This is a genomic window from Curtobacterium sp. PhB137 (assembly GCF_003814955.1).
Taxonomy (GTDB): domain Bacteria; phylum Actinomycetota; class Actinomycetes; order Actinomycetales; family Microbacteriaceae; genus Curtobacterium.
Map to the genome: position 1 here is coordinate 391,641 of NZ_RKQO01000006.1, position 17,326 is coordinate 408,966.

Annotated in this window: 16 protein-coding genes; 7 read left to right on the top strand and 9 right to left on the bottom strand. The window is 71.7% G+C overall.

All coding sequences use genetic code 11. The features are described from left to right. Positions 1-146 precede the first annotated feature (146 nt). From EDF28_RS11460 to EDF28_RS11470, 3 genes are all read right to left on the bottom strand, one after another. Positions 147-1,337 carry an LCP family protein gene (locus EDF28_RS11460; RefSeq protein WP_260154915.1) on the bottom strand — a complete coding sequence of 397 codons (1,191 nt, stop codon included), beginning with the start codon at positions 1,335-1,337 and terminating at the stop codon, positions 147-149. Between the two features lie 293 nt (positions 1,338-1,630). Then, positions 1,631-2,311: a GntR family transcriptional regulator gene (locus EDF28_RS11465; RefSeq protein WP_123938362.1), complete on the bottom strand. Its 681-nt coding sequence runs from the start codon at positions 2,309-2,311 to the stop codon at positions 1,631-1,633. Positions 2,312-2,481: 170 nt separating this feature from the next. Beyond that, positions 2,482-3,936, bottom strand: coding sequence for an MFS transporter (locus EDF28_RS11470; protein ID WP_311316753.1), 1,455 nt, complete (start codon positions 3,934-3,936; stop codon positions 2,482-2,484). A 284-nt stretch (positions 3,937-4,220) separates the two neighbouring features. Between EDF28_RS11470 and EDF28_RS11475 the strand changes: the two genes are divergently transcribed. Beyond that, positions 4,221-5,606 (top strand): AAA family ATPase, encoded by a 1,386-nt coding sequence (locus EDF28_RS11475; RefSeq protein ID WP_123291862.1) that lies wholly within the window; start codon positions 4,221-4,223, stop codon positions 5,604-5,606. Further along, positions 5,599-7,617, top strand: coding sequence for a VWA domain-containing protein (locus EDF28_RS11480; RefSeq protein WP_185094222.1), 2,019 nt, complete (start codon positions 5,599-5,601; stop codon positions 7,615-7,617). The genes EDF28_RS11475 and EDF28_RS11480 overlap by 8 nt, the downstream gene beginning before the upstream one ends. A 363-nt stretch (positions 7,618-7,980) precedes the next feature. Here the strand turns inward: EDF28_RS11480 and EDF28_RS11485 are convergent, their stop codons facing one another. The 5 genes from EDF28_RS11485 to EDF28_RS11505 are packed head-to-tail and all read right to left on the bottom strand — an operon-like array spanning position 7,981 to position 11,846. Further along, a complete protein-coding gene (locus tag EDF28_RS11485; protein ID WP_123291860.1) occupies positions 7,981-8,739 on the bottom strand; it encodes an SCO1664 family protein in 759 nt (252 codons plus the stop codon). Then, complete coding sequence (locus EDF28_RS11490; protein ID WP_123291859.1) at positions 8,736-9,263, bottom strand: DUF3090 domain-containing protein; 528 nt, start codon at positions 9,261-9,263, stop codon at positions 8,736-8,738. Before EDF28_RS11490 ends, EDF28_RS11485 begins: the two co-directional genes overlap by 4 nt. 33 nt (positions 9,264-9,296) lie before the next feature. Next, entirely contained in the window at positions 9,297-10,019 is a 723-nt protein-coding gene (locus tag EDF28_RS11495) for an MSMEG_4193 family putative phosphomutase (protein ID WP_123938363.1), read from the bottom strand. Between the two features lie 10 nt (positions 10,020-10,029). Further along, positions 10,030-10,731 carry an ABC transporter ATP-binding protein gene (locus EDF28_RS11500; RefSeq protein ID WP_123291857.1) on the bottom strand — a complete coding sequence of 234 codons (702 nt, stop codon included), beginning with the start codon at positions 10,729-10,731 and terminating at the stop codon, positions 10,030-10,032. Then, positions 10,728-11,846 (bottom strand): ABC transporter permease, encoded by a 1,119-nt coding sequence (locus EDF28_RS11505; protein ID WP_123938364.1) that lies wholly within the window; start codon positions 11,844-11,846, stop codon positions 10,728-10,730. Before EDF28_RS11505 ends, EDF28_RS11500 begins: the two co-directional genes overlap by 4 nt. A gap of 150 nt (positions 11,847-11,996) precedes the next feature. On the opposite strand from EDF28_RS11505, the gene EDF28_RS11510 reads away from it, so the two are divergent. Genes EDF28_RS11510 through EDF28_RS11530 form a run of 5 tightly spaced genes read left to right on the top strand, consistent with a single transcriptional unit; the run spans position 11,997 to position 16,690 of the window. Beyond that, the gene (locus tag EDF28_RS11510; protein ID WP_123938365.1) at positions 11,997-13,166 is read left to right on the top strand and encodes a sensor histidine kinase; all 1,170 of its coding nucleotides are present in this window, start codon (positions 11,997-11,999) and stop codon (positions 13,164-13,166) included. Continuing rightward, positions 13,163-13,783 carry a response regulator transcription factor gene (locus EDF28_RS11515; protein WP_123291854.1) on the top strand — a complete coding sequence of 207 codons (621 nt, stop codon included), beginning with the start codon at positions 13,163-13,165 and terminating at the stop codon, positions 13,781-13,783. The genes EDF28_RS11510 and EDF28_RS11515 overlap by 4 nt, the downstream gene beginning before the upstream one ends. 46 nt (positions 13,784-13,829) lie before the next feature. Then, on the top strand, positions 13,830-15,044 hold the full coding sequence (locus tag EDF28_RS11520) for an MFS transporter (RefSeq protein WP_123938366.1): 1,215 nt from the start codon (positions 13,830-13,832) through the stop codon (positions 15,042-15,044). A gap of 59 nt (positions 15,045-15,103) precedes the next feature. Then, a complete protein-coding gene (locus EDF28_RS11525; RefSeq protein WP_123291852.1) occupies positions 15,104-16,249 on the top strand; it encodes an AI-2E family transporter in 1,146 nt (381 codons plus the stop codon). Between the two features lie 12 nt (positions 16,250-16,261). Then, positions 16,262-16,690 (top strand): BLUF domain-containing protein, encoded by a 429-nt coding sequence (locus tag EDF28_RS11530; protein ID WP_111084665.1) that lies wholly within the window; start codon positions 16,262-16,264, stop codon positions 16,688-16,690. On the opposite strand, the gene EDF28_RS11535 is transcribed toward EDF28_RS11530, so the two are convergent. Beyond that, complete coding sequence (locus tag EDF28_RS11535; RefSeq protein ID WP_134194579.1) at positions 16,653-17,285, bottom strand: ScbR family autoregulator-binding transcription factor; 633 nt, start codon at positions 17,283-17,285, stop codon at positions 16,653-16,655. The two genes, EDF28_RS11530 and EDF28_RS11535, sit on opposite strands and share 38 nt — an antisense overlap. Between the last annotated feature and the right edge of the window lie 41 nt (positions 17,286-17,326).

Genomic DNA, 17,326 nt, shown 5'->3' on the forward strand with positions numbered 1-17,326 from the left:
GGCGGCCGACCAGTACGCGAAAGCGACAGTGCCCCAGCACGGCCCGTGGTCTGTGCCGTCAGCGCGACAGTGTGCCGCCGATGTTCGGCGGCAGACTGTCGCTTTCGCGTGGGCGGGAGCCCGGCGGGCCCAGAGCCCCAGCCGGGTCAGTAGCCGAAGGCCTTGGAGCACGTTTCCTGGTCGGCGGACTGCCCCTCGAGCCCGTCGATGGTCTCCGGCGTCGCGGAGGCAGTCGGAGCAGCAGCGGCAGGCGACGACGGCGCAGCAGCCGCGGGTGCGGACGCCGGAGCCGACGGCGCCGCAGCAGCCGGCGACGAGGCCGCTTCCGACGGCGCCGCGTTCGCCTCGGACCCGATGCCCGTGCTGTCCTCCCCCAGGGAGAACGACTGGTCCGCCTTGATCTTCGCGAACAACTGGTCGGCCAGGTACGTCGTCGGCTGGACCTTGCCCGCGTAGACCCCGGTCCCGCCGGTCGTGCCCGGGTACTGCACGAAGTTCACCTGCGACAGCGGGAGGTCCTGCAGCGCCCGACCCATCTGCACCATCGTCCCGATGTCGTTCAGGCTCTGGGACAGCTGCATGTTCGACGCCGCGGCGCGGGCCAGCTTGTACAGGGTGGGCGGCGACGTGAGGGTGTCGTTCGACTTCACGGTCCGGAGCAGCGACGACAGGAACACCTGCTGGCTCGAGATCCGGCCGAGGTCGGAACCGTCACCGACGCCGTGCCGGGTCCGGAGGAACGCGAGGGCTTCGTCGCCCTGCAGGGTCGAGGTGCCGGCGGGCAGGTCGAGCCCGGTGTAGGGGTCCTCGATCGGCTGCGCCACGCAGACCGGCACACCACCGATCGCGTTCGACATCTCGATGACGCCGTTGAACGAGACCGCGGCCGAGTACTGGATGTCCAGGCCGGTGAGCCCCTGCACGGTCTGGGTCACGCAGTTCAGCCCGCCGTCGCTGAACGAGGTGTTGATCGGCTGCGCAGCCATGGCCGGTGCGGTCCCGGAGCCGTCGGTCTTCTTGCACGCGGGGATCGGGGTGACGAGGTCACGGGGGATGCTCACCGCGGTCGCGTTGGTGTGGTCGGCCGACACGTGGAGCAGGATGTTGACGTCGTTGAGCGTGGCATCGCGCTCCCCGAACTCCGCGGACTGGTCCGGGTCGTTGTCCGTCCCGACGACGAGCATGTTGAAGCCGCCCTTGTACGCGCTGAGCGACGGGGCCTTGGTGCCGTTCGACCGCGGCGCGGGCTGCCCCTCGATCTGCACGCCGTCACCGAGGTCGTCGGTCACCTGCTTCGCGGCGATCGCGGCGACCGAGGCGGTGCTGACGAGCGCCACTGCGGCCACGCTCGCGACCAGCGCAGCGACGGTCCGGAGGGGTCCGGAACGACGGAGACGTCCGTGCCGTGCGATCCCGTCGGCTCGGTTGAGTCGGTGGGAGCGATCGCGGACGTCGTTCACGGGCTCTCCTGTCGTCGGTGGACGCGCCGGGGCGGCAACCGGTCAAGGCTGCCACGGAGGTCCCTGGCGATCCAGTGCGAACGACGTCGGAGCGAGCCCACCGGGCCACCGTCGACCCCCGGATCCGTGCGCCGTGGCGCCGACCTGTGCGAACCCGCAGCCGGGACGGCTCAGGAGGCCACGGCCACCCGGAACCGGTCCGGCAGGGCGATGAGCGCCGCCGCGAGCTCGAGCAGCACCACGGCGCAGTCGTCGAGCGCGTCACGCTCCGCTGCCCGCACGGCCTGGTCGACGAGGTCGAGTCGCCGCGCCCGGTCGACCACGGCGTCGATCCCGTTGGCCAGTGCGATGTCGTCGGTGAAGAACGTGTCGAGCACGGTGCGCTGCGACAGCATCCAGTCGGCGCTGACCGAGGCGCCGCGCCGCCGGAGGAACCACGCGGCGAGTTCGACGAACGCCCCGGCTTCGGTCCAGCACTCGCGGAGCCAGGCCGGGTCGAATCGGTCGTCGTGGCCCGTGCCGCTCACCGGCGGGTCGACGACCAGCGCCCGGGCGATGCGCAGGCGCTCGGTCATCTGCCCGACGGACCACTGCGTGATCACCACGCCGACGTACCGCTGCACGGTGACGAGCTGATGGGACTCGAGGGAGACGAGGGCTTCGCGCACCGGCGTGCGGGAGACCCGCATGTCCTCGGCGATGGTGTCGAGGCGCAGGCGCTGCCCGCGGCGGTACTCGCCGCGCAGCACGCTGTCGAGCAGGCGGAGGAAGACCGCGTCGCGCAACAGACTGCGCCGGAGGCCGTGGGGGTCGCGGTCGCCCCGGCCGACACGCATCGGTGACTGCTCCATCGCGCCAGCCTCACGCACGGCGGTCACCCTGGCCGACCGCACCGGCACCGTCGTGGATCGTCGTGGTGGGTGTCGCGCTGTGGAGGAGTGCCATGCCAGCACCGTGACACCACGACGACGGCCGTGCTAAACACTCTGAATACAGAATGTTGCATGGCCGCCGTTGCTGTTCAGCGTCGCTGCTGTTCCGCGTCCCCGGTCAGGACGGACAGGGGCTGGGTGACGTCCTCGAGCCCCTTCCGTGCGGCATCGACCCCGAAGACCAGGGCTATCACCCCACCGCCGATCATCACCGCAGACCCGAGCAGGTACCCCCAGAAGAGCGGTTCACGCGAGGACCCGTCCCCGATGAAGGCACCGTAGATCAGCGGTGCGACCGCACCGAAGACCTGCGCGAGCGCGAAGAAGTACGAGATGGCCTGCGACCGCAGCTCGAGGGGGAAGATCTCGCTGACCGTCAGGTACGCGCTCGAGGCACCGGCGGAAGCGAAGAAGAACGACACGCACCAGAAGGCCACCTGCACCGTCGCCGAGATCGCGTCGGCGCGGAAGAGGAACGCCGAGGTCGCCAGGACGAGCCCCGACACCAGGTACGTCAGGAAGATCATCTGCCGACGGCCCCACGTGTCGAAGAACCGACCGAGGATGATCGGTCCGAGCAGGTTCCCGATCGCGAACGGGAAGAAGTAGATCGACGTCTGCGCGGTCTTCAGGCCGAAGAAGTTCGTCAGGACGAGCGCGTAGGTGAAGAAGATCGCGTTGTAGAGGAACGCCTGCGTGATCATCATCGACGCACCGACCAGGGTGCGCGTCGGGTACTGCTTGAGCAGCACGCGCGCGATGGTCAGGAACCCGACGCGGTCGGTCGGCGTGACGGTCATGGCCTTCGACTCGTCGACGTCCGGCAGCCGCTTGCCCGTGGACTTCTCGACCGCCTCCTCGATCTGGGTGACGGTCGCTTCGGCCTCTTCCTCGCGCCCGTGGGTCATGAGCCAGCGCGGACTCTCGGGGATGTGCCGCCGCAGGAAGATGATCGCGATGCCGAGCACCGGGCCGAGGAAGAAGCCGATGCGCCAGCCGATGCTCTCCGAGAAGTTGGCCGTGTCGAGCAGGTAGATGTTCGCGAAGGCGCCGAGCGCGGCGCCGCCCCAGTAGGTGCCGTTGATGGCGATGTCGACGTGGCCGCGGTACTTCGCGGGGATCAGTTCGTCGATCGCCGAGTTGATCGCCGCGTACTCGCCGCCGATGCCGAGACCGGCGACGAACCGGAACGCGGCCAGGAACCAGAAGTCCTGGGCGAGACCGGCGACGCCCGAGCCGATCAGGTAGATCGCGAGCGTCAGGATGAAGAGCTTGCGCCGCCCGAGCCGGTCGGACATGCGCCCGAACACCAGCGCTCCGACCACCTGGCCGACCAGGTAGATCGTGCCGAGGGAGGTCACCTGTTGCGTCGACAGGTTCAGGTCGGCCTGGAAGCCGGCGTTGGAGACGATCTGGATCTCCAGACCGTCCAGGATCCAGGAGACCCCGAGTCCGACGACGACACTCCAGTGGAACCTCGTCCACGGCAGTCTGTCCATCCTGGCGGGGACCAGGCTCTTGATCGCCCCGTTCGTGCTGCTCACGAGAGGGGAACCTACGCCGAGATCGGCGAGATGGTTCACATTCGGTACGACGGGGCCGGCTCGGAGCCGGATCCCCCTATCGAATCCGGCTCCGATGCCGGAGCCTCAATCATTGCGGTTGCTATGGAAACCCACAAGCGGACGGGCGCGCCCCGCTCAGCGGCAACGCGAAGCGTTGCGCGGGGCGCGCCGACCGAGCCTGCGAGGGAGGACGGGGCGGGCCCGCCACGGGCCTCCCGTCCGCCTTCCGGTCGCTTTCGCGATCGCGGCGTAGCGTCGAAGCGGTGACCCGACCCGACATCCGCACGGTCGGCGAGCTCCGCACTTCTGGCCACGTCCAGAAGACGGTCCGCGCCGAGATCCGCGACAACCTGCTCACCGCGCTGCGCGCGGGAGACGACCCCTGGCCCGGCCTGCACGGGTTCGAGACGACCGTGATCCCGCAACTCGAACGTGCCCTGATCGCCGGACACGACGTCGTCCTGCTCGGTGAGCGCGGCCAGGGCAAGACCCGCCTGCTCCGCACCCTGCAGGGCCTGCTCGACGAGTGGACCCCTGTGATCACCGGCTCCGAGCTCGGCGAGCACCCCTACGAGCCCATCACCACCGCGAGCGCCCGCCGAGCCGACGACCTCGGCGATGCCCTGCCGATCTCGTGGCGGCACCGCGACGACCGCTACGTCGAGAAGCTCGCGACGCCGGACACGAGCGTCGCCGACCTGATCGGCGACGTCGACCCGATGAAGGTCGCCGAGGGGCGCAGCCTGGGCGACCCGGAGACCATCCACTTCGGACTCGTCCCCCGCGGCCACCGCGGCATCGTCGCGATCAACGAGCTGCCGGACCTCGCCGAACGCATCCAGGTGGCGATGCTCAACGTGATGGAGGAACGCGACGTCCAGATCCGTGGCTACGTGCTCCGACTCCCCCTCGACGTGCTCGTGGTGGCCAGCGCGAACCCGGAGGACTACACGAACCGCGGCCGGATCATCACGCCGCTGAAGGACCGCTTCGGCGCGGAGATCCGGACCCACTACCCGATCGAACTCGAGGACGAGATCGCGGTCATCCGGCAGGAGGCGCAGCTCACCGCCGAGGTGCCGGACGCGATCGTCGAGATCCTCGCCCGCTTCACCCGTGCCCTGCGCGGGTCGAGCGCGGTCGACCAGCGCAGCGGTGTCAGCGCCCGGTTCGCGATCGCCGGCGCCGAGACGGTCGCCGCGGCGGCCGTGCACCGTGCAGCACGCCAGGGCGAGCCGGAGGCCGTCGCGCGACCGATCGACCTCGAGACGGCGGTCGACGTGCTCGGCGGCAAGATCGAGTTCGAGAACGGCGAAGAGGACCGCGCGGACGAGGTCCTCGAGCACCTGCTGCGGACCGCCACGGCCGAGACGGTGCGTGCCCGGTTCCGCGGACTCGACTTCGGGGTGCTCGTCGAGGCGCTCGACGGAGGGACGATGGTGACGACGGGCGAACAGGTCGGCGCACGGGCGTTCCTCGAGGGGCTGCCGTCGATCGGCGAGTCCGACCTGTACGACCAGGTCTGCGAACGCCTCGGTGCCACGAACGACGGCGAGCGCGCGGGTGCGATCGAACTCGCGCTCGAGGGGCTCTTCCTCGCCCGCCGCATCAGCAAGGAGTCCGGCGGGGGCGAAGCCGTCTATGGCTAGGCAGAACCGACGACTGACGCGGGACACCCGGTACGGCGCCGCAGCGCTGTACGGGAAGTACCACGACGGTCCGGACCCGCTCGCGCCGCCCGCCGACCTCGCCGAAGCACTCGACGCCATCGGGCAGGACGTGATGGCCGGCACCTCACCGGAGCGGGCCATGCGGGAGTTCCTGCGCCGTGGTGGCCGGACGCAGCGCGGACTCGACGACCTCGCGCGCAAGGTCGCGGAGCGGCGGCGGGAACTCACCGCGAAGAACAACCTCGACGGCACCCTGCAACAGGTCCGCGAACTGCTCGACCAGGCGCTCCGCGCCGAACGCGGCGAACTCGCACGCAACGTGGACCTCGACGACGGCGACCGCGCCCTGGCCGAGATGCAGCTCGACAGCCTGTCCCCGTCGCCGGCCGCCGCGGTGCAGGAGCTCGGCGGGTACGACTGGACGAGCCGCGAGGCCCGGCAGAAGTACGACGAGATCAAGGACCTGCTCGGCCGCGAGGTGCTCGACCAGCGCTTCGCGGGCATGAAGCAGGCGCTCGAGGGGGCCACGGACGAAGACCGTGCCGCGGTCAGCGCGATGATGCAGGACCTCAACCAGCTGCTCGAGGACCACCGCGCCGGCACCGACTCGCAGGAGCAGTTCGACGCGTTCATGGCGGAGCACGCGGAGTACTTCCCGTCGAACCCCGCGAACGTCGACGAGCTGCTCGACGACCTCGCGGCACGGGCCGCCGCCGCCCAGCGCATGCGGAACTCGATGACCGAGGAGCAGCGCGACGAACTCGACGCCCTCGCCCAGCAGGCCTTCGGCTCCCCCGACCTGATGGGGCAGCTGTCCCAGCTCGACGGCAACCTGCGGTCCCTCCGCCCCGGTGAGGACTGGGGCGGATCCGAGCGCATGGAGGGCGACCAGGGGCTCGGACTCGGCGACGGGACCGGGGTCTTCCAGGACATCGCCGACCTCGACGCCCTCGCCGACCAACTCGCCCAGTCCGGACCGGGCTCCGAGCTCGACGACCTGGACCTCGACGCCCTGACCCGGCAGCTCGGCGCCGAGGCCGCCGTGGACGCCAGGACCCTGCAGCAGCTCGAGAAGGCCCTGCGGAACTCCGGGGCGATGCGCCGCGGTGCCGACGGGCAGCTCCGGCTCACCCCGAAGGCCATGCGGCAGCTCGGTAAGAGCCTGCTCCGTGACGTCGCCGAGCGGATGTCCGGCCGACAGGGTGCCCGCGACATCCGGCAGTCCGGTGCGGCCGGCGAACCCTCGGGCGCGACCCGGCAGTGGGCGTACGGCGACACCGAGCCGTGGGACGTCACCCGGTCGATCACGAACGCGCAGACCCGGACCGCGGCCGACGGGCGGGTGGGCCCCGGCGTCCGCCTGACCATCGACGACGTCGAGGTGCAGGAGACCGAGTCCCGCACACAGGCCTGCGTGGCACTGCTCGTCGACACGTCGTTCTCGATGGCGATGGAGGACCGCTGGGTGCCGATGAAGCGCACGGCCCTGGCGCTGCACACGCTCGTCTCGACGCGGTTCCGCGGCGACGACCTGCAGCTCATCGCGTTCGGACGCGAGGCCGAGGTCGTGGACATCGAGCAGCTCGTGGGTCTCGACGCGATGTGGGACAAGGGCACGAACCTGCACCACGCGCTGCTCCTCGCCAACCGGCACTTCCGGAAGCACCCGACCGCCCAACCCGTGCTGCTCATCGTCACCGACGGGGAACCGACGTCGCACCTCGAGCCGAACGGACAGGTGTGGTTCGACTACCCGCCGGACCCCGTGACGATCGCACTGACCGTTCGGGAGCTCGAGAACGCCGGTCGGCTCGGCGCCCAGACGACGTTCTTCCGCCTCGGCGACGACCCGGGGCTCGCACGGTTCATCGACGCGATGGCGAAGCGGGTGGACGGCTCGGTCGTCGCTCCGGAGAACGACGACCTCGGTGTCGCCGTCGTGGGGTCGTACCTGGGGTCGCGCCGCGGCGGGCAGTCGTTGTTCGACTAGCCGCCGAGTCGATCCCGACAGGGGCTGTTGCGCGGGGTTCCGCAGTCGTATGCTGAGCGCCACCACAGTTGCCCCAGACCCCGGCCGCCGTGATCGTTCTTCCCGCGCTGACCTCGTCGGCGCGCCGGAAGCGGTCGGCCGAGTGCACCTGATCCGTTCTCGACCGGTCGACTCCCGCGGGGTCCCGGAGTGCAACGGCGCACGCCACCGGACGCCACGGGTATCCGCGTCCACGGATCACGGACGCGGACCGGTCGGTGGGGTCCGGACCCGACGGGCCCCACCGTCCCGGACCGGGGTGTCCACGGCCGGCCGGGGTCGCCACGGCAGGCCAGGCCGGGGCGCCGGCTCACGACGGGTGCGTCAGAACAAGGGCCACGGCACCGCGGGGCCGTGCCCCGGCGGTGGCGGGAAGATGCCGACGGCCCGCAGCGCTGCACACCGCGCGCGCACCGTGTCGACTTCTTCCGGCGTCAGGTGTTCGGCGAGTTCGTCGCCCAGGGCACCGCGGAGCGCTTCCGACACCCGGTCGAGCCCCTCGAGTTCGTCCGGCCCGAGCGGCTCACCGATCCAGCCCCACAGCACCGTGCGGAGCTTGTGCTCGACGTGGAAGGCCAGCCCGTGGTCGACACCGAACCGGTGTCCGTCGGGCATCGCCAGCACGTGCCCGCCCTTGCGGTCGGCGTTGTTCACCACGACGTCGAAGACGGCCATGCGGCGCAACGCCTCGGAGTCCTCGTGCACGAGCGTCACCGGCTGGTCGTGCTCGTCGATCGCCTCGAGGACGGGCAGCCACGGCGAACCGTCCGCCTCGGCGGCCTCGGGGGTGACGAGGTCGACGGCGTCCTGGTCCGGGTCGATCGTCTGCCAGCGCTGCACCATGCCGGGGCCGAACGGGCCGTCACCGAGCCACGTCGGTGGCACGATGCCCCAGCCGAACGCCTCGGACACCAGGTGCGCGGCGACCTCGCGGCCGGCGAGCGTGCCGTCCGGGAAGTCCCAGAGCGGGCGCTCCCCCTCGATCGGCTTGTACACGACCGCCTCACCGTCCAGTTCGGCCAGGAACGTCGCGTTCGAGGCCTCGCGGATCCGCGCCGTGATGCTCAGTGAGCCGTCGCTCATGCGTCGCCGGGCGGACGGCCGGCGGCGACGATCTCGCGGGTGCGTTCGACGAACGCGCGTGCGGTGCCGACCGGGATCTTGACCTGGAAGAGCTCGTCGGGTTCGGGGATCTCGACGACCGCCTCGATCTCGAGGCCGTCCTCGCTCTCCTCGGACACGATCTCGACGTCGTCGTCGATCGGGTACGCCTCGATGACCACCTGCGCCGTCGACGGGTCGAAGCCCAGGCTCAGGGCACCGGCGCGGAACTCGGGCTCCACCGGCTGGTCGAGCGGTTCCGGGTCGCGGAGCTCCACGGGGGCGGTGTCCGGCACGCTGAAGCGGTTCGCCTCGACCGTGGCGACCTCGTCCAGCAGCTCGTCGATCTTCTCGGCGAGCACGGCGGTCTGTTCCTTCTCGAGGGCGACGCTCGTGACGCGCTTGCCGGAGCGGGCCTGCAGGTAGAAGGCGCGCTCGCCCGGACGGCCGATGGTGCCGACGACGAGGCGGTCCGGCCAGTCGAAGCCGTGGACGATGGAGGGCATACCCGCATTGTAGGAGTGCGGGCCTGCGCCCGTTCAGGGTCTGGCAGGGCCTGCCTCGGACGGGGCCTCCGGATGTCCGGCCCCGCCGCCGACCGCTGCGTCCCCGCTGGGCGCCGGAGCGGTCGCGAGCCACGAGAGATCGCCGGACTCGGTGTTCGTCGCGACCACCTCGGGACGGTGCTCGCCGTACCGCACGACCGACACCGACGCCGGCCCGACCCCGATGCGCTGGAACAGGTCGAGGTGCATGCCGAACGCGTCGGCCAGGACGGACTTGATGATGTCTCCGTGGCTCACCGCGACCCAGACCGCTCCGGGCCCGTGCTCCGCCTCGACCTCGGCGTCGATGCGCCGGACGGCCGACACCGCCCGGGACTGCATGGTCTGCATGGACTCGCCGCCGGGGAACACCACGGCGCTCGGGTTCGCCTGCACCGTCCGCCAGAGCGGCTCCTTCGCCAGGTCGACGAGCTTCCGCCCTTGCCACTCGCCGTAGTCCGCCTCGGTGATCGCCCGCTCGATGGCCGACGCGGGGTCGCCCGGCTGTCGCTCCAGGATCGCCCGGGCCGTCTGCCGGCACCGCTCGAGCGGACTCGACACGACGGCGACGACTGGCACGGCAGCGATGCGCTCCGCGGTGCGGTCGGCCTGCTTCCGGCCGACGGCGTCGAGTCGCACGCCGGCGGTGCGTCCGGCGAGCACGCCCGTGGCGTTCGCGGTGGTGCGTCCGTGTCGGACGAGGAGGACGGTCGCCATGTGCCCGATCCTAGGCGGCGATCACCGGCGCCCCGGCCAGCCGACCGTCCACCACCGTGACGAGTTCGTCGAGGGTCCCGCGGTGCACCAGGTCGTGGGTGACCAGCATCGTCGCGGTGTCCCGCTCGCGCGTCAGTTTGGCGATGAGCTCCATGATCGCCGCGCCGCGCTCCTGGTCCAGCGCACTCGTCGGTTCGTCCACGAGCAGGACGTCGGGTTCGTGCACGAGTGCCCGGGCGATCGCGACGCGCTGCCGCTGCCCGCCGGACAGCTGCGCCGGCCGCTTGTCCAGGTGGTCGGACAGCCCCACGGCGTCCAGCAGGTCGTCGGCCCGGTCCCGGAGCCCTCCCGCGCGACGACCTCCGGCGGGGTGCCGGCCGCCGAGGTGCGCCATCACGAGCACCTGCTCCCGTGCGGTCAGCGACGGCAGCAGGTTCGACTGCTGGAACACGATCCCGATGTGCGCACGCCGCAGGGCGGTGGCTTCGTCCCGGGACAGCGCGGCCGCGTCGACGTCGCCGATGAGCACCCGACCGGAGTCCGGCCGGATGAGCGTCGCGGCGACGGCGAGCAGCGACGACTTGCCCGATCCGGAGGGGCCGGTGATGCCGGTCACGACGCCGGGCCGGGCGACGAGGGACACGTGGTCGACCGCGGTGATCCGCCGGTCGCCGTCGGGGAAGGTCAGGGTGACGTCGTCGAGGGTGATCATCGGTTGCTCCCGAGGGCGGTGAGGGGGTCGGCGGAGGTGACGGTGCGGAGCGCGACGGCGGCGCCGGCGAGTCCGAGGACGGCCATCGCGGCGGCCGGCACGACGGTGGTGACCGGGCTGAGCAGGAACGGCAGTGCACCGCCGGCGAGCGCGCCGAGTCCGACGACGGCCAGCATCCCGACGCCGATCCCCAGGACGAGCACGACGAGCGCCTGTCCGAGCGCATCGCGGACGAGTGATCCGGTGCTCGCGCCGAGGGCCTTGAGCACGGCGACGTCGCCGGCCCGCTGCATGGTCCAGACCGTGAAGAACGCCCCGACGACGAGCGCGGACACCCCGAAGAGCATGACGATCATCAGGCCGAGCGACCCGATCTCGGACCGGAAGGTCTCGAGGGCGGTCAGCGACCCGAGCGGCGACGCGGCGGACGTGCCGGTGGACGCTGCGACGGCGTCCCAGTCCGGGCTGCCGCTGACGGCCAGGACGGTCGGCGCGCCGTCGCCGCCGAGCCGCCGGTCGGCCGCGGCCCACGCCTCCGGGGTCATGGCGAGCACCGGTGTGTGGCTGTACCAGGCGTCGCCGCCGACGACGGCGACGCGGTAGTCCGTCCCGGTGACGGTGATGCGGTCGCCGACCTGCACGCCGAGGTCGGCCGCAGCACCGGACGACAGCCCGACCTGGTCGTCGCGACCGGGTGCGATATCGGTGACGGGGGTCGACCGTGCTCCCGTCGGCAGCCCGACCAGCGCGACGCCGACGGCCGCGCCCGACCCCGCAGCGCCCGACCCCGCAGCGCCGGACCCCGCGCCAGGTGCCGTCGCCCGGCCCTGGACGATGCCCACCGGCACCACGTCGTCGACCCCGCGGGCCGCCTGCCAGCCGTCCACGGCCCGCTGCCCGATGGTGGAGTCGCCGAACGACGGCTGCCCGGTGGACGGCTGCTGCAGGACCAGGCGGTCGCCGGGCAGGTCGAGCACCGCCGAGACGTTCTGCGACGCGAGCCCGCCGGTGAGCCCGGCGAGGAACCCGACGAGCAGGGTGATGAGCGCCACGACGGAGCCGATGAGGACGAACCGGCCACGGGCGAACCGGAGATCGCGCCAAGCGACGAACACGGTGTTCCCTTCCCGGGTCGCAGACCTTCCACGACCACGACTCCCAGCCTCGCCGCGGTGCTCCCACCCGGCATCGCCGGAGGGTTCGGTCCTCCGATCGAACTTTCGGTTGATCCCCACCGGCCGGTGCCTCCGTACGCTGGGGAGCACATGGCGCACAGCACCCTCACCCCGGTCTTCGTCGGTCTGCGGACCGGCCTGCACGTGCTGTCGGCCGCGCTGCTCGCCCTGGTCGTCGTGCGGGTGCTCGTGGACGGTGGCGCCGGCACGTGGGTGCGGTTGGCCCTGGCTGCGGTGTTCGCGGGCGTGTACCTGCTCGGGGCGGTCGTCGCGCGCGGCGACGGCCCCCGTCGGACGGTCGCCGGTGCGGTCTGGCTCATCGCCCTGACCCTCGTCTGGATCGCCCTGCTCGTCGGTGTCCCCGAGGCCGCCTACCTCGTCTTCCCGCTCTTCTTCCTGTACCTGCACGTCCTGCCGCGCATCGTCGGACCGGTGGCCGTCATCACTGCGACCCTGGTCGCCGTCGTCGCCCTCGGACTGCACGGCGGCTTCACCGTCGGTGGTGTGGTCGGTCCGCTCGTCGGAGCGGGCGTCGCACTGCTCATCGGACTGGGGTACCGGGCGCTCGCGCGCGAGGCGGTCGAACGCGAGGCCCTGGTCGCCGAGCTCCTCGCCACGCGCGACCGGTTGGCCGTCACCGAACGCGAGCAGGGCGTCCTCGCCGAGCGGGCCCGGTTGGCCCGTGAGATCCACGACACCGTCGCGCAGGGGTTGTCGAGCATCCAGATGCTGCTGCACGCGGCCGAACGCGCGGACGGGGAGCGTCCGGGGACGGAGCACATCCGGCTCGCCCGTGAGACCGCTGCCGAGGGCCTCGCCGACACCCGGCGGTTCATCCGCGAACTCGCACCACCGGCGCTCGAACGCGGACTCGGGGCAGCGCTGGAACGGTTGGCCGGCTCCCAGTGGTCGCGCGACGGCCTCGACGTCACGGTCGACGTCGCGGAGGCCTCGTTGCCGATGGACGTCCAGACCGCGCTGCTCCGCATCGCCCAGGGCGCCGTCGCCAACGTGGTGCAGCACGCCGCGGCCACCCACGTCCGACTGTCACTCACCGTGGACGGTCAGGAGGCCCGGCTCACCATCGCGGACGACGGCGTCGGTTTCGACCCGGTCGCCGTCCACGACCGGTCGGGCACGACGGACTCGTTCGGGTTGCGTGCCACCGAAGAGCGCGTCGAGCAGTTCGGCGGCCGGCTCGAGGTCGACTCGGCCCCTGGCCGCGGGACGACGCTCGTCGCGATCCTGGAGGTCCGGTGATCCGCATCCTCATCGCCGACGACCACCCGGTGGTCCGCGCCGGGCTCCGAGCACTCCTCGACGGCACGGACGGCATCGTCGTCGCGGGTGAGGCGTCCACCCCGGACGAAGCCGTGGACCTCGCCGCCCGGCTCTCGCCGGAACTCGTGCTCATGGACCTGCAGTTCGGGCAGGACCTCACCGGGGCGGACGCGACGCGACGGATCCGCGCGCTCGACGCCGCGCCGTACGTGCTCGTGCTGACGAACTACGACTCCGACGGGGACATCCTCGGTGCGGTCGAGGCCGGCGCGAGCGGGTACCTGCTCAAGGACGCGCCCCCGCACGAACTCGTCGCGGCCGTCCGCGCCGCCGCGTCCGGACAGAGCGCCCTCGCGCCGACGATCGCGGGTCGGCTCATGGCGCGGATGCGCGCCCCGTCGGTGAGCCTGTCGGCGCGGGAGCTCGAGGTGCTGCGCCTCGTCGCCGAGGGGGCGTCGAACGGCGCCGTCGCCGCGCGCCTGCACATCAGCGACGCCACCGTGAAGTCGCACCTGGTGCACGTGTTCTCGAAGCTCGGGGTGTCCTCGCGCACGGCCGCGGTCTCCGAGGCCCGCGCCCTCGGCATGCTCCGCTGACGACCGCACCCTTGACGGGCCGTCGGCGGACCGATCAGATGGTCACATGACCCGGCACCCTCGAGGGGCCCTGTTCGCCACGTCGACGATGACCGGCTTCGGCATCGCCACGTGGGTGACCAGGACGCCCGCCATCCGCGACGAACTCGGGGCGTCGATCGAGGCGATGGGGCTCGTGCTCCTCGGGCTGTCGATCGGGTCGATGATCGGGATCCTCGGCGCCGGTGCGCTCGTCCGACGGCTCGGGACACGACCCTTGATCCTGCTCGGTGGCGCGCTGCCCGTGGTGGGGATGGTCCTCGTCGCCCTGCTCGCCCCGGCACAGGTGCCGGCGGGTGTCTGGGCGGGGCTGTTCCTGATCGGGTTCGGGTCGGGGGTCGCCGAGATCGGGCTGAACGTCGAGGCCGCCGCGGTCGAGCGGCGCATCGGCCACCCGGTGGTGCCGGTGCTGCACGCCTGCTTCAGCCTGGGGACCGTCGTCGGCGGTGTCGTCGGCATCGCGATGACGGCTGCCCGGACACCGGTGCTCGTGCACCTGCTCGTGGGGGCTGCGGTGATGGCGGCACTCGCGGCGTTCGCTGCCCTCAACCTGCAGCCGCTGCCGCGTGCCGGAGTGCAGACGGAGGGAGCCGACACCGCAGACGCCGCCGGCACGTCCCGCGTCACCACGGCCACCCGCCGCTCCGTCATCACCGTGCAGCTCGCGCTCATCGCGGTGATCACGCTCGCGATGGCCTTCGCCGAAGGTGCCGCCAGCGACTGGCTCCCGCTCCTGATGACGACCGACCACGACGCCCCGGAAGCGGTCGGCTCGCTGGTCTTCACCGGGTTCGCGCTCGCCATGCTCATCGGCCGGTCGGCCGGCACCCCGCTCGTCACGCGGCTGGGGCGGGGCCCGGTCGTCCGGCTCTGCGCCGCGGTCGGCGGGATCGGGGTCCTGCTCGTGGTGGTCTCGCCGAGCCCGGTGGTCACGGCGATCGCCGCGGGTGTCTGGGGGCTCGGCATCGCGCTCGGGTTCCCGCTCGCGATCTCGGCAGCGGGTGACCACCCGACCGACGGGGACCGCCGGGTGTCGGTCGTCGCGACCGCCGGCTACATCGCGTTCCTGGTCGGACCGCCCCTGCTCGGCTTCGTCGGCGAGCACCTCGGGCTGCAGGCGGCGATGCTGGTGCCCCTCGTGCTGCTCGTCGCCGCCTTCGTCGTCGCGCCCGCCGCACGGGACTCCCACGACGTCGACGTCCGGCGGACCGTCTCCACCTGATCCGCGACGCCGGGCGCGGGTCCGGGCGCGCCGTCCCGCGGATCAGTACGGTCGATCCCATGCCGTTCTTCCGCGACAGCCCCCAGCCGACCACCCCCTCGAAGATCCAGGCGGCGTGGTCCGACTCGACGGGCCGCCTGGCGACGCGGTGCCTGCAGGTGATCATCGTCGTCGTGGTCATCGCCGGCGTCGTCTACGCCGGCAGCGTGCTGAGCGTCGTCACCATCCCGGTGCTCCTCGCGCTCATCATCGCTTCGGCCATGCACCCGATCGTGTCCTGGTTGCGCAAGCACAAGGTGCCGTCGGTCCTCGCGACCCTCGCGGTGCTCATCGGTGTCCTCGCGGTGCTCGGGCTGATCGGGTGGCTCATCGTCGTCGCCGTCGAGAACCAGTGGTCGCAGCTGCAGAAGTCGGCCGTCGACGGGTTCCAGCAGTTGCAGGACTTCGCGAAGAACCTGCCGATCTCGATCTCGGACAAGCAGGTCGACGACGCCGTGGCGTCCGTCACCGACTTCATCACGAGTGCGCAGTTCGGCTCCGGCGCCCTGGCCGGCGCCTCGGCCACCGCGAACTTCCTGACCGGCCTCGTGCTGATGATCGTGGTGCTGTTCTTCTTCCTGAAGGACGGCCCGAGCATCTGGGAGTTCCTGCTCCGCCCGTTCACCGGTGAGCGCTACGACCGTGCACGCCGGGTGGGCGACCGGGTGGTCTCGACCCTCGGCGGGTACGTCCGCGGCACCGCCACGGTCGCCGCCGTCGACGCCATCGGCATCGGTGTCGGCATCGCGATCGTCGGCGTCCCGCTGGCACTCCCCCTGGCCGTCGTCGTGTTCATCACGGCCTTCATCCCGATCGTCGGTGCGACGGCAGCCGGCATCCTGGCCGCGCTGGTGGCGCTCGTCGCCCTCGGACCGGTCCAGGCGCTCATCGTCGTCGGGATCGTGATCCTCGTGAACCAGCTCGAGGGCAACCTGCTCCAGCCGGTGCTGATGGGACGCACCCTGAAGCTGCACGGCCTGGTCATCCTGATCGGCCTGACCGCGGGCACCGTCCTGGCGGGCATCACCGGTGCCATCATCTCGGTGCCGCTGCTGGCCGCCGCGTGGGGCGCGATCCTGGTCTGGGACGGCCCGAACACCCCCGCGCGTCCGTGGCGCAAGAAGCGCAACGAGGACGTCACGGCCCACGAACTCCCCGCCGACTGACACCATGGACCCGTGCTCGTCTCCATCGTCTACATGAGTCGCGCCGTCGTCCCCTTCGACGACGGCGACCTCGCGACGCTGCTGGACGGCTCACGGCTCCGCAACGAGGCGCTCGGCGTCTCCGGGCTGCTCGTCGTGAAGGGCGGCCGCTTCATGCAGTTGCTCGAGGGCCCTGCGTGGAGCGTCGACGACCGGTTCGCCGCCATCAGCCGTGATCCGCGGCACGGCGAGGTGAAGTCGCTCATCCGCGAGGACATCGAGCGACGACGCTTCGACGGCTGGTCGATGGCCTACCGCTCGCTCGACGACGCGGACGTCCACGCGGAGCCGGGCTTCAGTCCGTTCCTGTCCGGCGAGACGGACTTCCCGCGGTCGTTCGACCGCACGAGCGCGGCGTGGCTGCTCAAGTGGTTCCGCGACCGCGAACTCCACGACCGCTGAACGCCTCGTCGACGACGCCGAGCAGCCGGTCGCGGTGCGCCGGGTCAGCCGTGGCCGTCAGGACCACCCGCCACATCGTCGCGACCGCGGGGAACAGATCGGCCCGCCCGGTGCGGACGTCGGACACCAGTTGCACGCCCGTGAAGTACGGCACGACGGTGGCGCCGAGCTGTTCCGCGGTCAGGTCGGTGCGGAGCTCGCCGCTCGCGATCGCCAGCCGGAACACGTCGACGATCCCGCCGATCCACTGCTCGTAGAAGCTGACCGTGGCCGCGTGGAACTCGCCGCGCTCCAGTGACAACCGGATGCCCGCCCGCACGATCGGGTCGGTCCGCAGCAGGTCCGCGATGGCTCGCGAGGCGCCGACCAGGGCAGCTGCTGGTGACTGCTCGGTGTGGCTCACGACGTCGAAGGTCCGGACGTTCTGCTCGTCGATCACACCGAGCGCGAGGGCCAGCTTGGTCGGGAAGTGGAAGTGCAGCGCCCCCTGCGAGACGCCCGCCCCGCGGGCGATGGCCGCGATCGTCGCGGCGGCGAAGCCGACGCGGTCGAACTCCTCCGCAGCGGCCACCAGGATCTGCTCACGTCGTTCCACGTGACCAGTCTGACGGTCTGGAGGCGCGGGGCGGGCGTGCC

Bases quoted from the DNA above. Each gene is read 5' to 3' on its own strand.
- EDF28_RS11465 (WP_123938362.1), bottom strand. From the start codon at position 2,311: ATGGAGCAGTCACCGATGCGTGTCGGCCGGGGCGACCGCGACCCCCAC.
- EDF28_RS11480 (WP_185094222.1), top strand. From the start codon at position 5,599: ATGGCTAGGCAGAACCGACGACTGACGCGGGACACCCGGTACGGCGCC.
- EDF28_RS11485 (WP_123291860.1), bottom strand. From the start codon at position 8,739: ATGAGCGACGGCTCACTGAGCATCACGGCGCGGATCCGCGAGGCCTCG.
- EDF28_RS11490 (WP_123291859.1), bottom strand. From the start codon at position 9,263: ATGCCCTCCATCGTCCACGGCTTCGACTGGCCGGACCGCCTCGTCGTC.
- EDF28_RS11495 (WP_123938363.1), bottom strand. From the start codon at position 10,019: ATGGCGACCGTCCTCCTCGTCCGACACGGACGCACCACCGCGAACGCC.
- EDF28_RS11500 (WP_123291857.1), bottom strand. From the start codon at position 10,731: ATGATCACCCTCGACGACGTCACCCTGACCTTCCCCGACGGCGACCGG.
- EDF28_RS11510 (WP_123938365.1), top strand. From the start codon at position 11,997: ATGGCGCACAGCACCCTCACCCCGGTCTTCGTCGGTCTGCGGACCGGC.
- EDF28_RS11520 (WP_123938366.1), top strand. From the start codon at position 13,830: ATGACCCGGCACCCTCGAGGGGCCCTGTTCGCCACGTCGACGATGACC.
- EDF28_RS11525 (WP_123291852.1), top strand. From the start codon at position 15,104: ATGCCGTTCTTCCGCGACAGCCCCCAGCCGACCACCCCCTCGAAGATC.